Here is a 19,742-nt window from a genome sequence, read left to right on the forward strand (position 1 = left end):
TCAGAATCTAACATCAATTCCTGCGCCAAGCATCAACACATCATTGTTTAATTCAGCCTTAACCACAGAAGGTGCCATAGCTTCAATAGCTACTGTTTTATCTTTCTTATAGAAAGCTTTTGCAACACCTAAATTCACTCTGAATTTTTCTGATAAGTCTATTGCAAAACCTGTGTTTACAGTAAGGTTGTTATACGGTGCTGTTTCAAAAGCACCAACGGTAGTGTAGTAGCCTGCCATATCATTAAAATCGAGCATGGTATAAACCGCACCTGCACTCCATGTTATATATTTTGACCACATCCACTCAAATCCTCCTCCAAAGTTCATAGCATCACCTGCAAGAGTATTTATTCTTTTCCCATCGGCACGTTTGCCCCAGTCTGCATGTTGTTGAAAGTAGTAGTTCATTTCTGCCGTTGCCCTGAAAGACTTGCTGAACTCGTAGCCAAAGCCTATGCCTGCCAACCCCGGAAGGTCGCGTCTGTTTTCGGCACCATCAGTAACTAACTCTGCCATGCCTCCTGATGATTGTTCCAGGTCGTCCACTTTTTGTTTGGTCTTAAAATTTAACTTGGTATTTGTTTCAAGCCTTATTGCAATATTTAGTTTCTCAATGGGCCGTGCATTTAAACTTATAACTGCTGCAATGCCGTTAGCGTTATCTTCCTGCTCCATGTTTACAGGAAGGTTGCCGAAATCGCCAATCAACTCTGTTCCTGCTTTTGTTTTGTTGGTGGCATTGATGTAGCGCACACCTAAGCCTGCAGAAAACTGCTCGTTTATTGCATAGCTGAATCCTGCGGTTCCAGTAAGATATAATGAAGATGCTTTAAGATATTGAGATCCTGTTCCAAGGTAGGCACCTTGAAAAGCACTGAGAAGCGACAGGCCAATGAGTTCTGTGTTTAAAGAGCCTTCGGGATAATTTGCTGTGGCACCACCACCTGAAATATATACACCGCCCCACAGTGCCCATTTGTTTTTGTTGTATGAAATAAACAGATTCGGCACAAAATAATCATTGCCATCTTGCTCTCTTTTTATTTCGCCCCAACCTAAATCGTAGGTGTGTGATGGCTTGCGCATGAAAATCTGATTGCCAAAACCTATATGCAACCCTTTCTCCAAACGAGTTAATGTTGCCGGACTATAAACTACCAAATCGCTACCTTTGATTGCAGCATTTCTGGCTCCTGTACGAATCCACTCCGGACTCATATTGCTCAGGTTGTCAATCTGTGCCTGTGTAATTCCTGCACTAATTATAAAAAGAATGCTGATGTATAATTTTCTCATTCGCTGTATTTTTATTTGAGTAAAAGTATTTTGCATTTAAATAGTCATTTGCTATATATCAGAAATTAATAAACAATTCTTTTTTAATAAGTGAAGGGTATGGGATTTGGAAATTTTTCAAAGTCCATAGGAATGGATGTTTCACATTTATTTGCCCTTTCAAAAACAAACTTTATATTTACAATCGAATTTTAAAATCCTCTGCCAAATGAAAAAGTTTTTACCCCTCCCCCGCAACAGCAGTTGCCCTTGCTGCATTAATATTTTTTGTTAGCACCCTTGCACATGCACAAATGCAGGCCACCCTACAAGCATCGAGTTGGAATTCCATGTACTACTTAAAGGGATTTTTAGGAGATAACACTATTATTGATAAAATAATTCTCAATTAGTGTTAAAAAGGTTAATATTATTTACAATTTTCGGATTAGAACTTACCTCTATTTCAAATAAATTATACTGTCAAGATAGTAGTAAAAAAAATCTTCAATAATCTGCGCGTTACTCATTTTATTATAACTATAAAATAATTCATCACTCACCTGTAATTGTATTTGTATTTGACAAACATAATTTTTATTTCGGGCCAGAATATTCTTTAATTTTAAAAAGAATTAAAGGAGACCCTGTTGATATATATGAAAAGGAATCATTCGGAATCAATTTTGGTTATAGATATTATTGGGTCGAGAAAGCAAAAAGGTTAAACGTTTTTAGTCAATTAAATTATGCGATTTTTAAAGTAAAATATAAAGAATATCAACATGGGCCTCCTTTTGTTACTGAACATAAAGATTTAATCATTGAAAATACCATTTCGCTAGGGGTTGACTATAATATTTGGAATAATTTCCATGTGTATTCTGGTGCGGGTATTGGTTCTTTTGCTGGTTTCTTTTTAATAACAGATGCCTTTTTACCTACAAGTTACATTGGGCTTGAGTATGTTTTTTAAAGTATTAAAGTTAGCTGCAAATTCTACATAATAACTAATTAGATTAGTGCCTGATGATTTTGTAAACGAAAAAAATTTGGTTTTATCCATTTGTGATAACAAAGGAAAGCTCATTCAGCAAAAAACATTACAGATGAATGAAGGTAATATAAAATTGAATTTGGAGCAGGAGGCTAAAGGAGTTTATAATGTTGTGCTAAGTAATAATAAAAAGAGTTATAACGGGAAGATAGTGTTTGAGTAGCAGCTCTCCCCCAAAAAAACACAAAGTAAAGAATTAAGAGCCTGTTTAATTTTTATTTTAAAACCACAAGCTGTTTTCTAATGACACCTATCTTCGTGTCATGAAATTGTTGAATTACATTAACGGACAGATGGTAGAACCCATAAGTCAGAAATGGATGGATAATACAGATCCATCTACCAACACAGTTTTTTCACAAATACCAGACAGTGATGAACGTGATGTACAAATGGCTGTAGATGCAGCAAAGCAGGCCTTTGTGGGATGGAGTACTATGCCTGTAAAAAAACGCTCTGACCTCTTGCTGAGAATAGCAGCACTGATTGAAAAAAACCTGCAACGATTTGCCGAAGCCGAAAGTCTTGACAACGGCAAACCTGTGTGGCTTGCCAAACAAGTGGACATTCCACGTGCATCTGCAAATTTTCATTTTTATGCTACTGCTGCATTGCATCTTGCTGCCGAAACACATGCCATGGAGAACACGGCAATTAATTATACTTTACGTCAGCCAATCGGAATTGCAGGATGTATTTCACCCTGGAACCTGCCTTTGTATTTGTTTACCTGGAAAATTGCGCCTGCATTAGCATCGGGAAATTGTGTGGTTGCAAAACCCAGTGAAATTACACCGGTAACGGCATTTTTGCTTAGTCAGTTTTGTATTGAAGCCGGACTTCCTGCCGGTGTATTAAATATTATTCACGGCACAGGTCCACGCGTTGGCAGCGCCATAGTTTCGCATCCCGATATTCCCGTAATTAGTTTTACTGGTGGCACCAAGACCGGGGCAGAAATTTCAAGAATTGCTGCTCCTATGTTTAAGAAATTGTCTCTTGAATTAGGAGGAAAAAATCCAAATATCATTTTTGCTGACTGCGATTTTGATCATGCAGTAGCTACTTCTATAAAATCTTCTTTCAGCAATCAGGGCGAAATTTGCCTTTGTGGTTCACGCATATTTATTCAGCGTAGTATTTATGATAAATTTAAAGAGGCATTTGTCAGCAAAATAAAGGGACTAAAAACAGGCGACCCAAAAGATGAAACAAATTTTTTAGGAGCAATAGTATCACAACCACATTTTGAAAAAATACTTTCATACATTGACCTTGCCAGAGAAGAAGGTGGTGTAATTTTAACCGGAGGCAAAGCCATACAGCCGGAAGGTCGCTGTAAAGAGGGTTTTTTTATTGAGCCTACAGTAATTGAAAACTTACCCTATAACTGCCGCACCAATCAGGAAGAAATTTTTGGACCTGTTGTCACACTCACACCGTTTGACACAGAAGAGGAGGTTTTGATGATGGCTAACAGCACCCCTTATGGACTGGCAGCCACCGTGTGGACAACCAACCTGACAAAGGCACATAAAGTGGCAGCAGCGTTGCATAGCGGCATTGTGTGGATAAACTGTTGGCTTTTACGCGATTTGCGGACACCATTTGGTGGAGTAAAACAGAGCGGCATTGGCCGCGAAGGTGGCTTTGAAGCCTTGAAATTTTTTACCGAAGAAAAAAACATCTGCATTAAACTCTAACATATTACTTTTGCCGCCATTATGCTTATAACTGTATTGAAATCGAAAATCCATAGGGCAAAGGTCACCCAGGCCGAGTTGCATTATGTGGGAAGTATTACCCTTGATGAAAACCTGATGGATGCTGCCGACCTGATTGAAAACGAACAGGTGCAGATACTTAATATTAATAATGGTGAAAGATTTGTTACCTATGTTATCAAAGGAGAACGCAACAGTGGTGTAGTTTGCCTTAACGGTCCTGCGGCACGCAGGGTGCAGTTAGGCGACATCGTCATTGTAGCATCCTATGCCATGATGGAAAAAGAAGAAGCCAAAAATTTTAAGCCTGTTTTGGTTTATCCTGATGAAAAAAATCAACCTGTAAAATAAATTCGGACAAAGGTTGAAGAAAAAAGTTATTTCAGTAATTAAGTATGCACTGTTTCTGGTTGCCGGAATAGGTATGCTTTGGCTTACATTCCGTAATCAGGATTTTACACAAGTAATTCAGAAAATTGAAAATGTGCATATCGGCTGGCTGCTGGCATCTGTTGTGGCTGCAATACTTGCACACCTAAGTAGAGCCATTCGATGGAATATGCTCATTACGCCTTTAGGCTATAAGCCAAAACTGATTAATACCTTTTGGGCATTGTGTGCAGGATATTTTGCTAATTTGGCTGTGCCACGTCTGGGCGAAATTACACGCTGCGGCATGCTCACTAAAGCCGAGCAAGTTCCGTTTAACGAATTGTTCGGAACAGTGATTGTGGAACGCATCATGGATGTTCTTATGTTGTTTTTGTTATTGCTTGCTGTTGCAGCATTGGAGTTTCATCTCATTGGTGGTTTTTTGTATGATACCATCGCTGCACCCTTGATGAGTAAATTTCAAAACTTAAACCTTCCTTTGGTAGCAGGTGCTTTAGTTATAGGCATCGTAGCAATTTTTGCCTATTTCTATTTCTCTAAACATTCCGGAAAGAGTAAAGCCATTTTCGAAAAAATAAACTTATTGCTTAAAGGGGTTGTTGATGGAATAAAATCAATAGCGAAAATGAAAAATAAGTCGCTGTTTATTTTCCACACCTTGTTTATTTGGGTGATGTATTTTTTTGCCTCCTATTTGTGTTTTTTTGCCTTGGATTCAACATCTATGCTCGATGCCAAAGCAGGACTCTTTATTCTCGTAATAGGTGGATTGGGAATGTCGGCACCTGTGCAAGGAGGTATCGGGGCTTTTCATTTCATCGTTTCTCGCGGACTCATGCTCTATGGCATTTCTGAAACTGAAGGCATTGTTTATGCAACCATTGTTCATGGATACCAAACCATATTAGTACTAGTTTTGGGTGCAATAGGATTCTTTGTTTTAATGGCAACAGGAAGAAGAATTAAAACCAACAATGGATTATAACGAGATAATCAGCAAGAAAATTTTTAATGAGCATGCCTTAATGCAGCAGCTAAGCATTTGGCGGTTACAAAATCAAAAGATTGTTTTTACCAATGGATGTTTTGACATACTGCATTTGGGGCATACACAATATTTATCTCATGCAAAAAACTATGGCGATAAATTAATTCTTGGCCTTAATTCCGATAAGTCCGGTGCATGTAAGAAAGGTCCGGGCAGACCGCTTAATAATGAAACAGCGCGAGCCATGGTACTTGCTTCGCTTCATGTAGTTGATGCGGTGATATTATTTGATGAGGAAACACCCTATAACCTGATAAAACTCGTTCAACCTGATGTGCTGGTAAAAGGAGCTGATTATGAAATCGAAAAAATTGTTGGCTACGATATAGTCACACAACGTGGAGGCAAGGTGGTAACTATAGATTTAACACAGGGATATTCCACTACATCCCTGCTCAATCGCATCAAACAATAAAAAATTTTAAATAAAGTTTCTGAATTTGATAGGTTTGTTGTAAATTTACCATTCAATTTATAGAACTTATGAAGCCGGCTACTATAAAAATTCCAATTGTTACCTTGTCATTACTACTCTTAATGGGTTGTGAAAGCAATCACTTCTTTAAATCAGAAAAAAAATTAAAGAGCGATATTGTTGGTACCTGGGACAGAGTATTGTTTGGGCCACAAAATGAAGAAACCTGGATTTTCGTAGATGGTACAATTAAAATCTATCAACCCAATCGTCATGGTGACACAGCTGATGTTGGCACATTTTCAATAGACGCTACATTAACATCACCCTTTTTAAAGATAGAAAATACTACTTACTTGAATCAAAATCCCGGTGGCGACACTTACAATCATAAGTGGTCAATAGTAAAGATTGATAATAAAGTATTGGAAATTGCTACGGATAGTCCATTAGGAGGAGTAGCACAGATTGAGTTTATAAAACAGTGATATCTTAGCGTCATCATTCTTTTTCAGACGCTGTAATGGCTAAAGTAAAATCGGTTTTTGTTTGTCAGAATTGTGGAGCACAGTCACCCAAGTGGATGGGCAAATGCTCGTCATGTGGTGAATGGAATTCGTATGTTGAAGAACTTATCACTTCCGGAAATTCTTCGGCACAGGTTAACTACAAACGCAGCAGCAAGCCTGAAAAAATTACAGAAATAGAGCTGCATCAGGAGCAGCGTATTGTTTTGCCCGATCAGGAATTAAACCGTGTTCTTGGTGGCGGACTGGTACGTGGCTCACTTATTCTTTTAGGGGGTGAACCCGGAATAGGGAAATCCACACTTCTACTTCAACTTGCTGTAAGATTAAAAAATCTGAAAACAGTTTATGTTTCCGGAGAAGAAAGCGGCCAGCAAATCCGTATGCGTGCCGAACGACTTAATTCAGGCCTGCACAATCAATGTTATCTTCTTACAGAAACATCACTTGAGATAATATTACAGCATCTCAATACATTAAAACCCGACCTGGTTATAATAGATTCAATACAAACCATGTTTCACTCTCAGATAGAATCTTCACCGGGAAGTGTATCGCAAATACGTGGATGCACAACAGAGTTGCTGCGTTTTGCAAAAGATAGTGGTTGTCCTGTATTTTTAGTCGGGCATATAACAAAAGAAGGTGTCATTGCAGGACCAAAAGTTTTGGAACATATTGTTGACACGGTGTTGCAGTTCGAAGGCGACAGACATCATATATATCGTTTGTTGCGGAGTCATAAAAATCGTTTTGGCTCTACAGCAGAAATTGGCATTTACGAAATGCAGGGTAATGGACTGGAAGAAGTATCAGACCCGTCACAGATTATGCTGTCGCAACGCGATGAAGCACTTAGTGGCATTGCCATTGCCTGCAATCTTGAAGGCATGCGCACCATGTTGATTGAAACACAGGCATTGGTAAGCAGTGCTGTTTATGGTGTACCTCAGCGCTCAACAACAGGCTTTGACCAAAGGCGACTTAATATGTTGCTTGCAGTACTTGAAAAAAGATGTGGGTTTAAGTTAGGTGCCAAAGATGTTTTTCTAAATATTACCGGAGGCTTAAAGGTGGATGATCCAGCAATTGATTTGGCTGTAATTTGTGCCATCCTTTCAAGCAATAACGATATTCCGCTTGAGCCACTAACATGCTTTACAGGTGAAGTGGGACTTTCGGGCGAAACACGTCCGGTAAGCCGTATTGAACAAAGAATAAAAGAAGCCGAAAAGCTTGGTTTCAAAAAAATTTATTTCCCTGCACAGAACCTTGCAGCCTTCGAAAAAGGTATGTTTAAGAACATTAAACTTTATCCGGTTGAACGGGTAGATGAAGTTTTTTCATTGCTTTTCGGATAATTTTTTCTGCAAAGACTTCTTTATTCAAAAAATCCATTATATTTTAGTAGGTAAATATTTCTTTATCTAAATAGAAAAACAATGAAAACCTTAATTTCAGTAGTTATAGCTATGGCTTCGTTTACCATTAGCGCATCAGCACAAAGCAACATAGAAATCGGCATGTCGGGTGGTGCTACCAATTATTTTGGTGATTTGGGTAACAATGAAGTATTGCAATCTACTTCAACACGACCCGGAGGTGCTATTACTGTTCGCAACTTTTTAAATAGCCCTGCTAAGACAGGTTATCAATATCAGCCATTATCTGTTGAAGCACGTTTTAGCTGGCATCGCATAGGCTATGATGAAACAAAATCTATTGGTGATAAAAAAGGTTACCAACTGCGTAATTACGGAAGGGGTTTAAGTTTCAGGACTGATGTTTATGGCTTGTCAACACATGTCAGCTATACATTGTATGCCAATAAAAGAAAACCATTATATGCACAGGGAGCAGCAATGTATTTCTATGCAGGTGTTGGCATATACTATGCACGTCCTAAAGCAGATTTATTTAATGGAAGCATTGACATCAACAACCGTTATTATTTTTGGAGTGATGGCACCATCAGAGATCAGGATGAGAAAAGCGGGCAAGGTAATGTAATAAAGCGTGATGGTAAGTTCGAAACTAATCTTGATGAATGGCGCACAGAAGGACAGGGTTACAATAGTGAATTGGGACAAAAAAACCCCTATAACTTAATGCATATCGGCTTTCCACTTGGAATGGGATGGCGCTGGGGTGTAACAAAGAATATTATCTTATCGGCAGAGTTGAGTTATATTAAATTTATTACCGATTATTTAGATGATGTTAGTGACCGCTATGCAACCTACGAAGAAATAAAAGCAAACTTTCCTGAAGAATATAAGCAAGACCTGGCAAAATATATCTCTGACCCTTCAGGTAAAGGCACCAATGGATTTGAAGGTGCTGCCACTTCGCAAAGAGGCAATACACGTAAGACTGATGGATACGCATTTCTTTCTCTTGAAGTTGCCTACAGGCTTGATTTTAACTGGGGAAAAATAAAATCATCTTTCTAAGAAAATTGCGATACACATTTTGCATCGTTTAATCATTGTTGCATTTTTGCAGCAATGCAAATAAACACCATTCCTTTTCAACTTCAGTTTAGGAAGCCATTTGTTTTGGCTTCAGGAATAAGAACACATACATCAGTCGTATATATTAAAGTAGTGCAAAATGATATTACCGGCTGGGGTGAAGCTGCTTTGCCACCCTATGTGAAGGAAACACAGGAAAGTGTGATACAATTTATTCAACAGCTGAAGATTCCGGAAATAACATCGGAACAAGAATTAAAAATGTTTCTGGGAAATTTATATAAATCATCGGGAAATTATTTTGCTAAAGCAGCTGTTAATGGATCTTTTCTTGACTGGTGGACAATTAAAAACAAGCAATCACTGTCTGAGTATTTTGGTATTGACAAAAATCTGCCAACACCTGATTGTTGTTATACCATTACCAAAGGGGATGATATAGAACAGGCGGTTAAACAAGCAGCAGATTTTAAATTGCTGAAAATAAAAGCCGGCTTTGATGGCGATGTTGAATTTATAAAGAAAATTGCAGCATTGAGCGGAAAGGCAATTTGTGTAGATGCTAATCAGGGCTGGATTAATGCAAGTGTTGCTTTGCAAAAAGCAGAACAACTGAAAAATCTGAATGTTGCTTTTATTGAGCAACCACTTCCGGCTGACGACTGGCAGGGTATGCTGCAATTAAAACAACAAATAGCATTTACTTTAATAGCGGATGAATCATTTCAGACCATTGGTGATTTGAAGCAGATTATGGATTGTTTTCATGGAGTTAATGTTAAGCTGATGAAATGTGGTGGAATATCAAAAGCTTTTGATATTGTTAAATCAGCACGACAGCTAAATGCTAAATTATTATTGGGTTGCATGAGTGAGAGTAGTTGTGGCATAGCAACAGCTGCCGCTATACAGCAATTGTTTGACTGGGTTGACCTTGACGGCCCATTATTAATCAACAATAATCCTTTTGCAGGAGTCAGATATAATGAAGGGAAAATTTTTATTGAAAACAATATTGGCACAGGAGCATTGCCTGTTGAATCTACTTTGCGGGTTCAGTAAATACAAGCTCCATTAAATGCACATCAACATAGTTTCCGAATTTAAAACCTACTTCTTTCATTATTCCAATGTAGCGAAAACCAAAAATGGTGTGCAAATGAATGCTGGCCTCATTACCTGATGCAATTCTTGAAAGCAGATAGTGTAAGCCTTTGCTTTTACCTTTAAGAATTAAAATGTCTAATAGTGCTTTACCAATTCCTTTACCACGATGATTCTTATGAACATAAACAGAAACCTCTGCGGTTCCATTATATGCACAACGGTCGCTCCATTGGGTAAGCGAAGCCCATCCACATAGCTTATCATCTTCTTCGGCAATTAATATGGGATGCTTTTCATCGTGATTTTTAAACCAAATTATTCTGTCTTCAATGCTTTTTACTTCTGTATCAAAGGTGGCAGTTGTATTTATAATAGCATCATTATAAACATCAGTAATAAATGGAATATCTTCTGTTGTTGCTAATCTGATTTCTATCATAAGTTGTGGAATAGCCATACAAAAATATAAACATTACGATATTTTTCAATAGAAGGTAATTATTAGATGATAAAAACTATGACAGAGCTAAAATTCTTACAAACGATTCTTAAAATGAAAATAGTCTTTGTTTTTGTTTTTTCAGAGATAAAATGATAAATTATTCTTTAAGAATCAGCAATTAATTTAGGAAATCTTACAATAGCAAGAATTGGATTTAGGAACAGAAAAAAATAAGTATAGCGGCAATTGATTTGCAATTACCCATACAAATTCAAAACAAATAAATTATGGACTTATTACTTGCAATCTTAATCTCAATGGGAATCAATGTAACCCCAAAAGACTTAACTAACAAAGAGTTTATGCTCAAAAATCAAAGTGCAATACAACATGCACAGGCTATTTTGAAAGAGCGTCAGACAGAGTCAACGCGCATTACATTTAAGGCTGCGCCACAGACAAACATTTTTAAGCAATCCAAAAATTAATTTCTGTAATATCTTTCACTGATATGAAAGCCGCCCCGATTGTTCGGGGCGGCTTTTTTATTTTAAAAATTTAGATTGGATTGAACTTTACTTCAACAGCACTTTGTTTTTGTAAACCAAGTTGCGTTCATTATCAAACATGCTGCATGAGGTCATTAATAATTTGTCCACTTTTTTCTTGGAATTCCACTATAACCTGTAGTATAAATATTACCAGCCTGGTCTATTGCGTTACTAAAAGCAATGTCAGCTTGTGTGCCCCCAAATTGCTTAGCCCATTGCAGGGTTTGTGAAGTAGAATCCGTAAACCTAACTATTAAGATAAGTGATATTACTATACTTTTTTTCATATTACCGAATTCTTTTCTTTTCAAAAGTATAATAATTTTTTTCATAAAAAATCACCATTGCGCTAATTGGTTTTGATAATCTTTTCATGATATTGATTTTTTGAGTTATCTGTAATTTGTATTATGTACATTCCGTTGGGAATATCTTTCATTGAAATAATAAAGTCATCAGAATTTATTTGCCTGTATTCTTTAAACACTGTTCCTGTTAAATCTGATAGCTGAATGTTATCAACATGATTTTTAATACTGATTCTTAAATTATCTGTTACAGGATTAGGGAATATTTTATATTGCTCTTTTGATATGGTATTAAGTCCTATTGTTGGGTCATAAAGCAAATTAATGTCTAATGGAAATTGACTTGCACTTCCCCAGCTAAAAGCTGGAGCAAAAGCACTATCATCCATTAGCATATCAAAATATTGGCAACCAAGACAATTGTTAATTGCAAAAAAATAATCGTTATCCATTCTCGCTATATTAAATACTCCTTGCTGAACAGGAAGATATGATGCATGAAAGAGCGATGTATCCCAACTTACAGTTATCGGATATTGATAGTTGAGAGCATAGATATATGCATTATGTCCAGGGAAATAAAAATAAGGAAGTGCAAAGGTTTTTGTGGTATCATTATCATAATTGAAGATGTATACATTGAATTTAGAATAATCAATAACTACTTTACCTTCACCTAAAAGGGTATCAGTAGGTAGTGTGCCATGTGCAGTCGTATCATAAACCAGCCAAATAGTATCCTTAGCACCTGTTGCATCTTCAAATGCAATGTGAAATTTCCATTGGGGTTGAGCCATTCCAATAGAAATATATATTGTAAGCACCAAAAAGAAAATAGTTTTAATAACTTGATTTTTCATATTTTTAAATTTTTCTTAAAACTAATAAACTATTGTGTTTCAAGAAAAATATTTTGTTTTTACTTTTTATCCTCTATTTTTACGCTTCAGAAATGAACATCTACTATGGAATATTCTATTCATATTCTGAATAAAATATTCAATTTTTGAATAAAATAGTCGTGAAAAGAATAATTAATTCATTTCATTCATAAAACTAAAATAAATCATGCATCAATTAGGGGAAAAAATCAGAAAAATCAGGCGTATTAAAAATTTAAGCCAGCTTGATGTAAGCGAAAAAATCGGACTTACGCAAAGCGAAATCAGTAAAATTGAAAACGAGGAAGTAGCTATTAGCGTTACCCTATTGCAGCGCTTTTCTAAATTTTTTGATATGCCTGTAGAAGACATTATTCATTATGATGAAAAGGTTTCGTATAACATTACTACGCATGAGCAAAAAGGTGGGGCAAACGGATTAGTGATTGGAAATAGCGATGCAGATGATTTGATAAAAATGATTGAAAAACAAAATGTAGAAATTGAAAAGCTGCGAGAGGAGTTAAAAAATATTAAAAATAAATAGCCTGCGGTCTTTTTAGAAGTATGTTAAATAAAAAGATGAATATGCTTTTTATTTAAAAAAAATTATTTCGTTTAAATCATTAAAATCTTTTTCATAAATTTTAGTGGTCAATGATTATTTTTTTAAATACAGTATTGAAATTAGCCGTTGTAAGCTTCAACATATAAAATCCATTGGGAATGTTTGATGTAATTAGTCTTTCTTTGTTTTTCATTGGTTTATTCAGCACACTTATTCCTTCTGATGTAAACAACTCGGCATTAAATAAAGAATATCCTGTTTCATCCATATCAATGATAAAATAACCATCAGCAGGAACAGGATAAATTTTTAATTTATTTTTCTCAACCTGCTGAACTCCCACAGGCTGCAATCCTGTCCAGGGGCGAAACTGGAAAGTCCTATCATTATATCAACTGGTCCCGAGAAAACATTATCCATAACCATGCTGTCTTTCATAAAACAGAATGTGCCTGATGCTGTATCTGTAACCAAAATAGCAAATCCCTGACCCGGGCAGGGCGTTATGTTGTGAGAATAGTACCAGTCTATGTGCAATTCGGCATTGGGCAGTGGCGACTGATCAGGAAACGGAAGCGAGTCTGACCTGAGCGTACTGACATCCCATTTGAATTTGGTTGGTGGATAGGTATTGGCCACAGTCAATTGAAATGAATAATAGCTAAGTGATGTATCTATTATCTCTACCTTATACATTAAGAAGCTTGTAACTGGTGATGCCGAAGCATTCAAATTAACAAAATCATAGGGTACAGGATATTCTCCAAAGATAGTATCTGCTAAAACCGGTCCTACGAAAGCTCCGGGAGAAAATCCATAATACAATGTATCTTTTTGCCCTATGGCATCTTCAATATAAATCGGGAAAACCCAACGCGGTTGTTGCGATGCACCCGGTATCTGATATACTGTTTGTGATGTTGAATAACCAACCTTCAGTATTAGCAAAAGAGATATTATAATACTCTTTTTCATTTCATTAAACTCTTCTTAATTCAAAAGTATAATATTTTTTCTGAAAAAAACGCCATTGCGCCAGAGAGGAATAATAAGTAAATTTTTTTTTCATTGTTCTAAAAATAAAATTTAAAACCCTGTAGTTGCCATAAGGCGAAATAGTAATGTTTTTGCTTTGCATTGGAACTGCTTTATTGCCATAAGCGATTTATCTTGTTTGACTATTGCTGATGACAACACTCTCAATCCCGAACTTTGCTGTCCGCAAATGTAATGCGGCTATCCATATATTCGTCAGCAGTTATAATTTCCGTCAATCAAATCCTGCTCAAGTTGTGTTATGCAGTTTTTATATCCAGATATTCAACTCATCAGAAATGGGAGTCCAGTTATACATATCATCCAATATGTGGAAATACAGTGTATCCGTTTTTACTGCAATAAGCAAAACTTCCGTTACATAATGGGGCTGAACTGGCGCCAACAGTACGCAAACTTGTTGAATCCTCATAATATTCACACTGTGCACTAGTGTTTAAATATGCGCTTATCATTAATAAAAGGCCTAAGTTTTTTTTGCTCATAGTTTCAAAATTTTAAAGTTTAATTTTTTTGAAGCATTGTATAAAGTAAGTGTATATAGCCCTCTGGTTATTTCACTTGAATCTATTTTTTTATTTATCAATTTTCCATTACAGATTATTACTCCACTCACATCTGTAATTGTATAATTAAAAATTTCATTACCTGTAAAATCAATGATGATTTCATTAAAAAAGGGAACTGGATATACTTTATAATCTTTGTTTTTAGCATTATATTCCTGAATACCAACTATTGTAAAATTGGGTTGAAAAACATAAACAGCAATATCGTTTAGGTCAATGGTATCTATCAACTGAGAATCAATTACCCGATCATAAGCCCTGGAGCTGCCATTTCCTGATGAATCCATCCATCCTCTATACCACCCGTTACCATATAATTCGTTTATGTTTGAAAAATAGATTGCATTATATTCACAAAAGCAACCAAAATCGGCAGTATCGGGTAAAAATGGGTTATTACGTTGTATATTTATTTTAGCTATGACAGGTGGTGTGTAATTGTAGAACCGGATTTTATAATCAAGAGGGTCATTGAAGAAATTGTAAAATGTAGCATAGACCGCTGTCAAGTCGCAATAGCGTATATCATATTTAGTGTACCAGTCATAAGCAAAGCCATCACTCATTTTGTTTTCAATGCGGGCGGTAAACACGCCCGGTTGTACAAAGGGACCTATATCCACTTCGTCAAAGGCGGTGTCAATATTTGGTGAAACTATTTTAGGGCAACTTGGAGGAGGGTTAATGTATAAATAACAAGAATCCATATAATGCCCAATGTAAACGGTATCTCTTGCGCCTGTGGCATCCTCAAAGGCAATGGTAAGCAGTTCGCTTGGCGTTACGCTGCCTTGCGATAATACTCTTTCTGAATAAACTGATAAGAGGATAATAATTAAATACTTTTTCATTATTCTATAATTTTAGAATAAAAAAAATTTAAAACCCTGTTGCCATAAGGCGAAATACTGAATCCGTTTTTACTACGGTAAGTAAAATTGCCCGAACACGTGGGTGCTGATACAGTCCCGTTTACACGCAGTGCAGTAGAATCTTTAATATACTCGCATTGGGCAAATAGTAATTTGCCTGTTAGCATTAGAACAATAATAATTTTAATTTTTCTCATAACGTTTGTTGATTTAAAGTTAAATAAAATTTAATTATATTTAATCGCTTTTAACGACCATAGCATTGCTGCTACTTTTATCGGTTAACACATTTAATAAATACGTACCACTTTTTTGACTTGCCATGTCGATTGTATTTATGCCCACTGGCAAAATGGTTCTTAAAATTACCTGGCCGGTAATGGAGCTAATTGTTACCGTTGCTTTTTCAATCACATTTATTTGTACAGTTTCAGTAAAAGGATTCGGAAATACTTTTATGAGTGTGTTTGTATAATTATCATATAAACCCGTAATAGGTTGGCTCCATTTAAAAATATAAGCATCACCCATCCCTGCTGAAGTCAAGTTATAGAGGTTATTTGAAGGATCAAAATCGCATGTCCCGCCAAACTCTCCAGCTACGTAGATTTTTTCATGTGCATCCAATTTTATTGACAATCCAATATTGTTTGAACCTTTTATTTGATTAGCCCAAATAAAATTACCTGCACTATCTAATTTACTTATAAATGTATTTACCCCACCGGTGCTAGTTAAATTGTAGATACTTGTTCCCGGATCAAAATCAACAGTATCGTTAAATGCACCAGTGGTATAAATGTTATTTACTGAGTCTATAACTATCCCCATACCCTCATCACTTCCTGTACTCCCCCAACTTTTTGCCCAAATCAAATTCCCTCCATTATCTAACTTAAATAAACAAACATCAGTCAAACCATTGCTTATTAAATTAAAAACATTTGCACTCGGATCAGCATCCAAGGTATCTATAAAATAACCTATACCATAAATATTATCTAAATTGTCTATGGTTAAATTACTTCCAATTGAATAGTTAGCCCCCCCAATTGTTTTGCCCAGGCAAAATTCCCTCCACTGTCTAATTCGCAGATGTAAATATCTGAGTAGCCATAGGATAATAAATCATAATTGATGACTGTATCCGGATTGAAATCGCATAAACCTTTAAACTCACCTACTAAAAGAATATCTCCGCTACTATTCAAATTAATAGAATTTACATAGTCTTCATCACCACCACCAAAAGTTTTTATCCAATTCAAATTACCACTACCATCCAGTTTAGCTATAAAAACATCACTAATTCCTTTTGAATGGCCCATAAGGCTATCATTTGTGATATCTATAAAGTGTAGGGTATCTGAAAAAATACCAGCCCAAAACACATTGCCATCGCTAACAACACAAGAAGTTCCTCTATCATATGAAAATTCACTGCCACTCACTACTTTTACCCAAATAAAATTACCCGCAGAATCTAATTTTAGCAAAAACGCACTTGAAGTACTTTGGGATTTTAATAAAGTAACTCCCGGGCCCGGATCAAAATCAACAGAGTCCCCAAAATAACCAGAAATGTAAATATTACTGTTATTATCGCATACGATCTCATAGCTACCATCTACACCTGGGCCTCCAATTAATTTATTCCAAAGAATAACGCCATTAGAATCTATTTTATAAATAAAACAATCCGGACTGGAAGCTTCAGTAAATCCAGTGACATAAATATTTCCTGCTTGGTCAATAGCATTACTAGTGGCTATGTCAACTTGAATGCCCCCAAACTGCTTAGCCCATTGCAGGGTTTGTGAAGTAGCAATAGAAAATGCAAAACCAAAACTATTAAAAAAAGAAAAAAGTCTCATGGTGTTACTGAGAATTTAAAGGTATAAAATTTTTTAACAGTCAAAGCTCCAAAACTTAATTCATAATATTTTCTTAAAAATACCCTGTGGAGGTACGGTTGCAAAATCAGCATCCATGAAAGAGGTTAAATTAGTAGGTGGATGGAGTTTATTGTATTCGATGTGCCGGGATCCCAATAATTACTGGAAGTGCCCGCAAGAGGATCAGCGGCTGGTGTTTGATCATAGATAATGTTGATCATTAAATTTAAAACCCTGTTGCCATAAGGTGAAATACTGTATCCATTTTTACTGCAATAGGTAAAATTGCTATGCATGAGGGTGCAGAGGCGCTTCCGATAACACGCAATGTAGTAGAATCTTCAATATACTCGCATTGGGCAAATAGTAATTTGCCTGTTAGCATTAGAACAATAATAATTTTAATTTTTCTCATAACGTTTGTTGATTTAAAGTTAAATAAAATTTAATTTTATTAATTGCTTTTAACAATAATAGCATTGCTGCTGCTTTTATCGGTTAACACATTTAATAAATACGTACCACTTTGTTGATTTGCTAGGGTGATAGTATTTATGCCCGCTGGTAAAATGGTTCTTAAAATTACCTGGCCGGTAATGGAGCTAATTGTTACCGTTGCTTTTTCAATCACATTTATTTGTACAGTTTCAGTAAAAGGATTTGGGAATACTTTAACGGATGAGTTTGTATAAGTATCATGTAAGCCGGTAAGAGGTTGGCTCCATTTAAAAAGATAAGCATCATAAGGGCCTAATGAATTAAGGGTATAAAAATTGCCTGACGGATCAAAATCGCAACTGTTGCTAAAATTACCTGCAACATATATATTCAGATTGTTATCTAAAGCAATGCTGTTACCCATGTTGTCGATGGTTCCAACTAATTGATTAGCCCAAATTAAATTACCGGCACTGTCTATTTTATTTACAAAAGTATCGCCAAAGGAGTTATTGCAAACTAAATTATAAACGCCCATTCCCGGATCAAAATCAACGGTATCAACAAACCGTCCGGTAGTATATATGTTGGCAGATGAATCAAGAGCTAAAGAGTTACACACATCAAGTCCTGTCCCTCCAAAGCTTAAAGCCCATTGCATATTACCACTGCTGTCTAACTTTAAAATAAAATTATCATAATTACCATTGCTTACCAGGTTATAAATACCTGAATTGGGGTCAGCATCCATTATACCTTCAAAAACCCCTGCTAAAAAAATATTGCCAGCTTTATCTATTACCAACTCGCAAGGCACTTCAAAATTTACACCACCAAATTGTTTAACCCAAATAAAGTTACCGCCAGAGTCTAATTTACAAACATACACATCCGTATTGCCTAAGGAAGTTAAATCAAAATTTACCGTTGAATCCGGGTTAAAATCGCAAATACCGGTAAAACCGCCTGTTGTAATAATATTATCGGCATCGTCTAAGGCAATTGATACAATGCCATCACTACCCAAGCCTCCCTGGGATTTTGTCCAAATAAAATTACCCGCAGTATCTAGTTTGGCTATAAAAATATCTATGAGTCCCTGAGATATTGCAACAGGAAAAGAGGTACTTTGTGCAGTATAAAAAAGAGTATCGTTAAAAACACCGCACCAGTAAATATAGGGTCCACTAACCTTACAAAATCTAGAACCATTCTCATAAAAAGCATGACACCCCATTTGTTTTACCCACACAAAATTGCCGCCAGAATCTAATTTTAATAAATATGCATCGCCCAAGCTCTGCGAAATAAGCGAACTAATACCTGTACCCGGATCAAAATCAACAGAATCATTAAAGACTCCACATACATATATGTTGCACAAACTATCAGTTGTTATGTGTATGCTTGCATCAACTCCCATGCCGCCAATTATTTTATTCCAAAGAATATTACCATTAGAATCTAATTTGCAAATAAAAATATTTATGCTGGAAGTATCAGTGTATCCTGTAATATAACTGTTTCCAGCTATATCAATTGTATTACTAAAAGCAATGTCAGATTTTGTCCCCCCAAATTGCTTAGCCCATTGCAGGGTTTGTGAAGTAGCAATAGAAAATTGCAAAACCAAAACTATTAAAAAAAGAAAAAAGTTTCTCATGGTGTTTACTTGAGAATTTAAAGGTATAAAATTTTTTTAACAGTCAAAGCTCCAAAACTCGATTCATAATACTTTCTTGTAAAAATACCCTGTGGTGGTACGGTTGCAAAATCAGCATCCATGAAAGTGGAATTCCAAGAAAAAAGTGGACAAAATATTAATGACCTCATGCAGCATGTTTGATTTTGTTGTTTAATAATTGTTGATGTTCTAAAATTTTGATATAAAAATAAAATTTAAAATCCCGTAGTTGCCATTAGGTGAAATTGGAGTTCCAGTATCCAACTGTTTTATTTCGGAAGAAATTATGCTAGAAGTTAAGACTCTTCCATCTCCTTGGATTCAGCATTTTTCTATTAACGTGAACAAACAACAGTATTAAGTTATAAAGCGTTCTTCATTATTATTTTTTTTCCAACATCTCTTATTTTTTCTTACAGGCGATTTTCAAGCTTGACAGTAGTTTATAACGTGGC

General features: G+C 35.9%; 24 protein-coding genes. 11 read left to right on the forward strand and 13 right to left on the reverse strand.

Going from position 1 to position 19,742, the window contains the following annotated elements; all coding sequences use genetic code 11:
• Entirely contained in the window at positions 1-1,299 is a 1,299-nt protein-coding gene (locus V9G42_03535) for a hypothetical protein (GenBank protein ID MEI2758491.1), read from the reverse strand.
• 1,001 nt (positions 1,300-2,300) lie between these two features.
• Here V9G42_03535 and V9G42_03540 point away from each other — a divergent pair.
• From V9G42_03540 to V9G42_03580, 9 genes are all read left to right on the forward strand, one after another.
• Complete coding sequence (locus V9G42_03540; protein ID MEI2758492.1) at positions 2,301-2,498, forward strand: T9SS type A sorting domain-containing protein; 198 nt, start codon at positions 2,301-2,303, stop codon at positions 2,496-2,498.
• A gap of 100 nt (positions 2,499-2,598) precedes the next feature.
• A complete protein-coding gene (locus tag V9G42_03545) occupies positions 2,599-4,038 on the forward strand; it encodes an aldehyde dehydrogenase (GenBank protein ID MEI2758493.1) in 1,440 nt (479 codons plus the stop codon).
• Between the two features lie 21 nt (positions 4,039-4,059).
• Positions 4,060-4,410 carry an aspartate 1-decarboxylase gene (gene panD / locus V9G42_03550; protein ID MEI2758494.1) on the forward strand — a complete coding sequence of 117 codons (351 nt, stop codon included), beginning with the start codon at positions 4,060-4,062 and terminating at the stop codon, positions 4,408-4,410.
• A 13-nt stretch (positions 4,411-4,423) separates the two neighbouring features.
• Positions 4,424-5,437 carry a lysylphosphatidylglycerol synthase transmembrane domain-containing protein gene (locus V9G42_03555; GenBank protein MEI2758495.1) on the forward strand — a complete coding sequence of 338 codons (1,014 nt, stop codon included), beginning with the start codon at positions 4,424-4,426 and terminating at the stop codon, positions 5,435-5,437.
• Positions 5,427-5,915 carry a D-glycero-beta-D-manno-heptose 1-phosphate adenylyltransferase gene (gene rfaE2, locus V9G42_03560; protein ID MEI2758496.1) on the forward strand — a complete coding sequence of 163 codons (489 nt, stop codon included), beginning with the start codon at positions 5,427-5,429 and terminating at the stop codon, positions 5,913-5,915. The genes V9G42_03555 and rfaE2 overlap by 11 nt, the downstream gene beginning before the upstream one ends.
• 68 nt (positions 5,916-5,983) lie before the next feature.
• The gene (locus V9G42_03565; GenBank protein ID MEI2758497.1) at positions 5,984-6,403 is read left to right on the forward strand and encodes a hypothetical protein; all 420 of its coding nucleotides are present in this window, start codon (positions 5,984-5,986) and stop codon (positions 6,401-6,403) included.
• Positions 6,404-6,438: 35 nt separating this feature from the next.
• A complete protein-coding gene (gene radA / locus V9G42_03570; protein MEI2758498.1) occupies positions 6,439-7,803 on the forward strand; it encodes a DNA repair protein RadA in 1,365 nt (454 codons plus the stop codon).
• Between the two features lie 81 nt (positions 7,804-7,884).
• Positions 7,885-8,895 carry a hypothetical protein gene (locus V9G42_03575; protein ID MEI2758499.1) on the forward strand — a complete coding sequence of 337 codons (1,011 nt, stop codon included), beginning with the start codon at positions 7,885-7,887 and terminating at the stop codon, positions 8,893-8,895.
• 54 nt (positions 8,896-8,949) lie between these two features.
• Positions 8,950-9,978, forward strand: coding sequence for a dipeptide epimerase (locus V9G42_03580; GenBank protein MEI2758500.1), 1,029 nt, complete (start codon positions 8,950-8,952; stop codon positions 9,976-9,978).
• Here the strand turns inward: V9G42_03580 and V9G42_03585 are convergent.
• On the reverse strand, positions 9,959-10,462 hold the full coding sequence (locus tag V9G42_03585; GenBank protein ID MEI2758501.1) for an N-acetyltransferase family protein: 504 nt from the start codon (positions 10,460-10,462) through the stop codon (positions 9,959-9,961). The genes V9G42_03580 and V9G42_03585 overlap by 20 nt on opposite strands.
• Positions 10,463-10,752: 290 nt before the next feature.
• On the opposite strand from V9G42_03585, the gene V9G42_03590 reads away from it, so the two are divergent.
• On the forward strand, positions 10,753-10,953 hold the full coding sequence (locus V9G42_03590) for a hypothetical protein (GenBank protein MEI2758502.1): 201 nt from the start codon (positions 10,753-10,755) through the stop codon (positions 10,951-10,953).
• Between the two features lie 155 nt (positions 10,954-11,108).
• Here the strand turns inward: V9G42_03590 and V9G42_03595 are convergent, their stop codons facing one another.
• Together V9G42_03595 and V9G42_03600 are read right to left on the reverse strand one after the other, a co-directional pair.
• A complete protein-coding gene (locus V9G42_03595; GenBank protein MEI2758503.1) occupies positions 11,109-11,348 on the reverse strand; it encodes an SBBP repeat-containing protein in 240 nt (79 codons plus the stop codon).
• Positions 11,349-11,365: 17 nt separating this feature from the next.
• Entirely contained in the window at positions 11,366-12,184 is an 819-nt protein-coding gene (locus tag V9G42_03600; GenBank protein MEI2758504.1) for a T9SS type A sorting domain-containing protein, read from the reverse strand.
• A gap of 208 nt (positions 12,185-12,392) precedes the next feature.
• Here V9G42_03600 and V9G42_03605 point away from each other — a divergent pair, with 208 nt between their 5' ends.
• Positions 12,393-12,752, forward strand: a complete 360-nt coding sequence (locus tag V9G42_03605) for a helix-turn-helix domain-containing protein (protein ID MEI2758505.1) — start codon at positions 12,393-12,395, stop codon at positions 12,750-12,752.
• Positions 12,753-12,852: 100 nt separating this feature from the next.
• On the opposite strand, the gene V9G42_03610 is transcribed toward V9G42_03605, so the two are convergent.
• From V9G42_03610 to V9G42_03650, 9 genes are all read right to left on the reverse strand, one after another.
• Positions 12,853-13,116 (reverse strand): T9SS type A sorting domain-containing protein, encoded by a 264-nt coding sequence (locus V9G42_03610; protein MEI2758506.1) that lies wholly within the window; start codon positions 13,114-13,116, stop codon positions 12,853-12,855.
• Positions 13,083-13,748 carry a hypothetical protein gene (locus tag V9G42_03615; protein ID MEI2758507.1) on the reverse strand — a complete coding sequence of 222 codons (666 nt, stop codon included), beginning with the start codon at positions 13,746-13,748 and terminating at the stop codon, positions 13,083-13,085. Before V9G42_03615 ends, V9G42_03610 begins: the two co-directional genes overlap by 34 nt.
• A gap of 331 nt (positions 13,749-14,079) precedes the next feature.
• The gene (locus V9G42_03620; GenBank protein MEI2758508.1) at positions 14,080-14,241 is read right to left on the reverse strand and encodes a hypothetical protein; all 162 of its coding nucleotides are present in this window, start codon (positions 14,239-14,241) and stop codon (positions 14,080-14,082) included.
• A gap of 69 nt (positions 14,242-14,310) precedes the next feature.
• Positions 14,311-15,249 (reverse strand): T9SS type A sorting domain-containing protein, encoded by a 939-nt coding sequence (locus V9G42_03625; GenBank protein MEI2758509.1) that lies wholly within the window; start codon positions 15,247-15,249, stop codon positions 14,311-14,313.
• Positions 15,249-15,467, reverse strand: coding sequence for a hypothetical protein (locus V9G42_03630; GenBank protein MEI2758510.1), 219 nt, complete (start codon positions 15,465-15,467; stop codon positions 15,249-15,251). The genes V9G42_03625 and V9G42_03630 overlap by 1 nt, the downstream gene beginning before the upstream one ends.
• Before the next feature lie 40 nt (positions 15,468-15,507).
• Positions 15,508-16,236, reverse strand: coding sequence for a T9SS type A sorting domain-containing protein (locus V9G42_03635; protein ID MEI2758511.1), 729 nt, complete (start codon positions 16,234-16,236; stop codon positions 15,508-15,510).
• A gap of 50 nt (positions 16,237-16,286) precedes the next feature.
• Complete coding sequence (locus tag V9G42_03640; GenBank protein ID MEI2758512.1) at positions 16,287-17,144, reverse strand: SBBP repeat-containing protein; 858 nt, start codon at positions 17,142-17,144, stop codon at positions 16,287-16,289.
• Positions 17,145-17,391: 247 nt separating this feature from the next.
• The gene (locus V9G42_03645) at positions 17,392-17,580 is read right to left on the reverse strand and encodes a hypothetical protein (GenBank protein MEI2758513.1); all 189 of its coding nucleotides are present in this window, start codon (positions 17,578-17,580) and stop codon (positions 17,392-17,394) included.
• Positions 17,581-17,619: 39 nt separating this feature from the next.
• Positions 17,620-19,266, reverse strand: a complete 1,647-nt coding sequence (locus V9G42_03650) for an SBBP repeat-containing protein (GenBank protein ID MEI2758514.1) — start codon at positions 19,264-19,266, stop codon at positions 17,620-17,622.
• Between the last annotated feature and the right edge of the window lie 476 nt (positions 19,267-19,742).

Source organism: Bacteroidia bacterium (assembly GCA_037045145.1).
Classification (GTDB): Bacteria; Bacteroidota; Bacteroidia; order AKYH767-A; family OLB10; genus OLB10.

What these genes read in the sequence shown, in the direction of transcription:
- V9G42_03535 (MEI2758491.1), bottom strand. Translation starts at nt 1,299, where the DNA reads ATGAGAAAATTATACATCAGCATTCTTTTTATAATTAGTGCAGGAATT.
- V9G42_03545 (MEI2758493.1), top strand. Translation starts at nt 2,599, where the DNA reads ATGAAATTGTTGAATTACATTAACGGACAGATGGTAGAACCCATAAGT.
- panD (MEI2758494.1), top strand. Translation starts at nt 4,060, where the DNA reads ATGCTTATAACTGTATTGAAATCGAAAATCCATAGGGCAAAGGTCACC.
- rfaE2 (MEI2758496.1), top strand. Translation starts at nt 5,427, where the DNA reads ATGGATTATAACGAGATAATCAGCAAGAAAATTTTTAATGAGCATGCC.
- V9G42_03565 (MEI2758497.1), top strand. Translation starts at nt 5,984, where the DNA reads ATGAAGCCGGCTACTATAAAAATTCCAATTGTTACCTTGTCATTACTA.
- radA (MEI2758498.1), top strand. Translation starts at nt 6,439, where the DNA reads ATGGCTAAAGTAAAATCGGTTTTTGTTTGTCAGAATTGTGGAGCACAG.
- V9G42_03575 (MEI2758499.1), top strand. Translation starts at nt 7,885, where the DNA reads ATGAAAACCTTAATTTCAGTAGTTATAGCTATGGCTTCGTTTACCATT.
- V9G42_03580 (MEI2758500.1), top strand. Translation starts at nt 8,950, where the DNA reads ATGCAAATAAACACCATTCCTTTTCAACTTCAGTTTAGGAAGCCATTT.
- V9G42_03585 (MEI2758501.1), bottom strand. Translation starts at nt 10,462, where the DNA reads ATGATAGAAATCAGATTAGCAACAACAGAAGATATTCCATTTATTACT.
- V9G42_03590 (MEI2758502.1), top strand. Translation starts at nt 10,753, where the DNA reads ATGGACTTATTACTTGCAATCTTAATCTCAATGGGAATCAATGTAACC.
- V9G42_03595 (MEI2758503.1), bottom strand. Translation starts at nt 11,348, where the DNA reads ATGAAAAAAATTATTATACTTTTGAAAAGAAAAGAATTCGGTAATATG.
- V9G42_03600 (MEI2758504.1), bottom strand. Translation starts at nt 12,184, where the DNA reads ATGAAAAATCAAGTTATTAAAACTATTTTCTTTTTGGTGCTTACAATA.
- V9G42_03605 (MEI2758505.1), top strand. Translation starts at nt 12,393, where the DNA reads ATGCATCAATTAGGGGAAAAAATCAGAAAAATCAGGCGTATTAAAAAT.
- V9G42_03615 (MEI2758507.1), bottom strand. Translation starts at nt 13,748, where the DNA reads ATGAAAAAGAGTATTATAATATCTCTTTTGCTAATACTGAAGGTTGGT.
- V9G42_03620 (MEI2758508.1), bottom strand. Translation starts at nt 14,241, where the DNA reads ATGAGGATTCAACAAGTTTGCGTACTGTTGGCGCCAGTTCAGCCCCAT.
- V9G42_03625 (MEI2758509.1), bottom strand. Translation starts at nt 15,249, where the DNA reads ATGAAAAAGTATTTAATTATTATCCTCTTATCAGTTTATTCAGAAAGA.
- V9G42_03630 (MEI2758510.1), bottom strand. Translation starts at nt 15,467, where the DNA reads ATGAGAAAAATTAAAATTATTATTGTTCTAATGCTAACAGGCAAATTA.
- V9G42_03640 (MEI2758512.1), bottom strand. Translation starts at nt 17,144, where the DNA reads ATGAGACTTTTTTCTTTTTTTAATAGTTTTGGTTTTGCATTTTCTATT.
- V9G42_03645 (MEI2758513.1), bottom strand. Translation starts at nt 17,580, where the DNA reads ATGAGAAAAATTAAAATTATTATTGTTCTAATGCTAACAGGCAAATTA.
- V9G42_03650 (MEI2758514.1), bottom strand. Translation starts at nt 19,266, where the DNA reads ATGAGAAACTTTTTTCTTTTTTTAATAGTTTTGGTTTTGCAATTTTCT.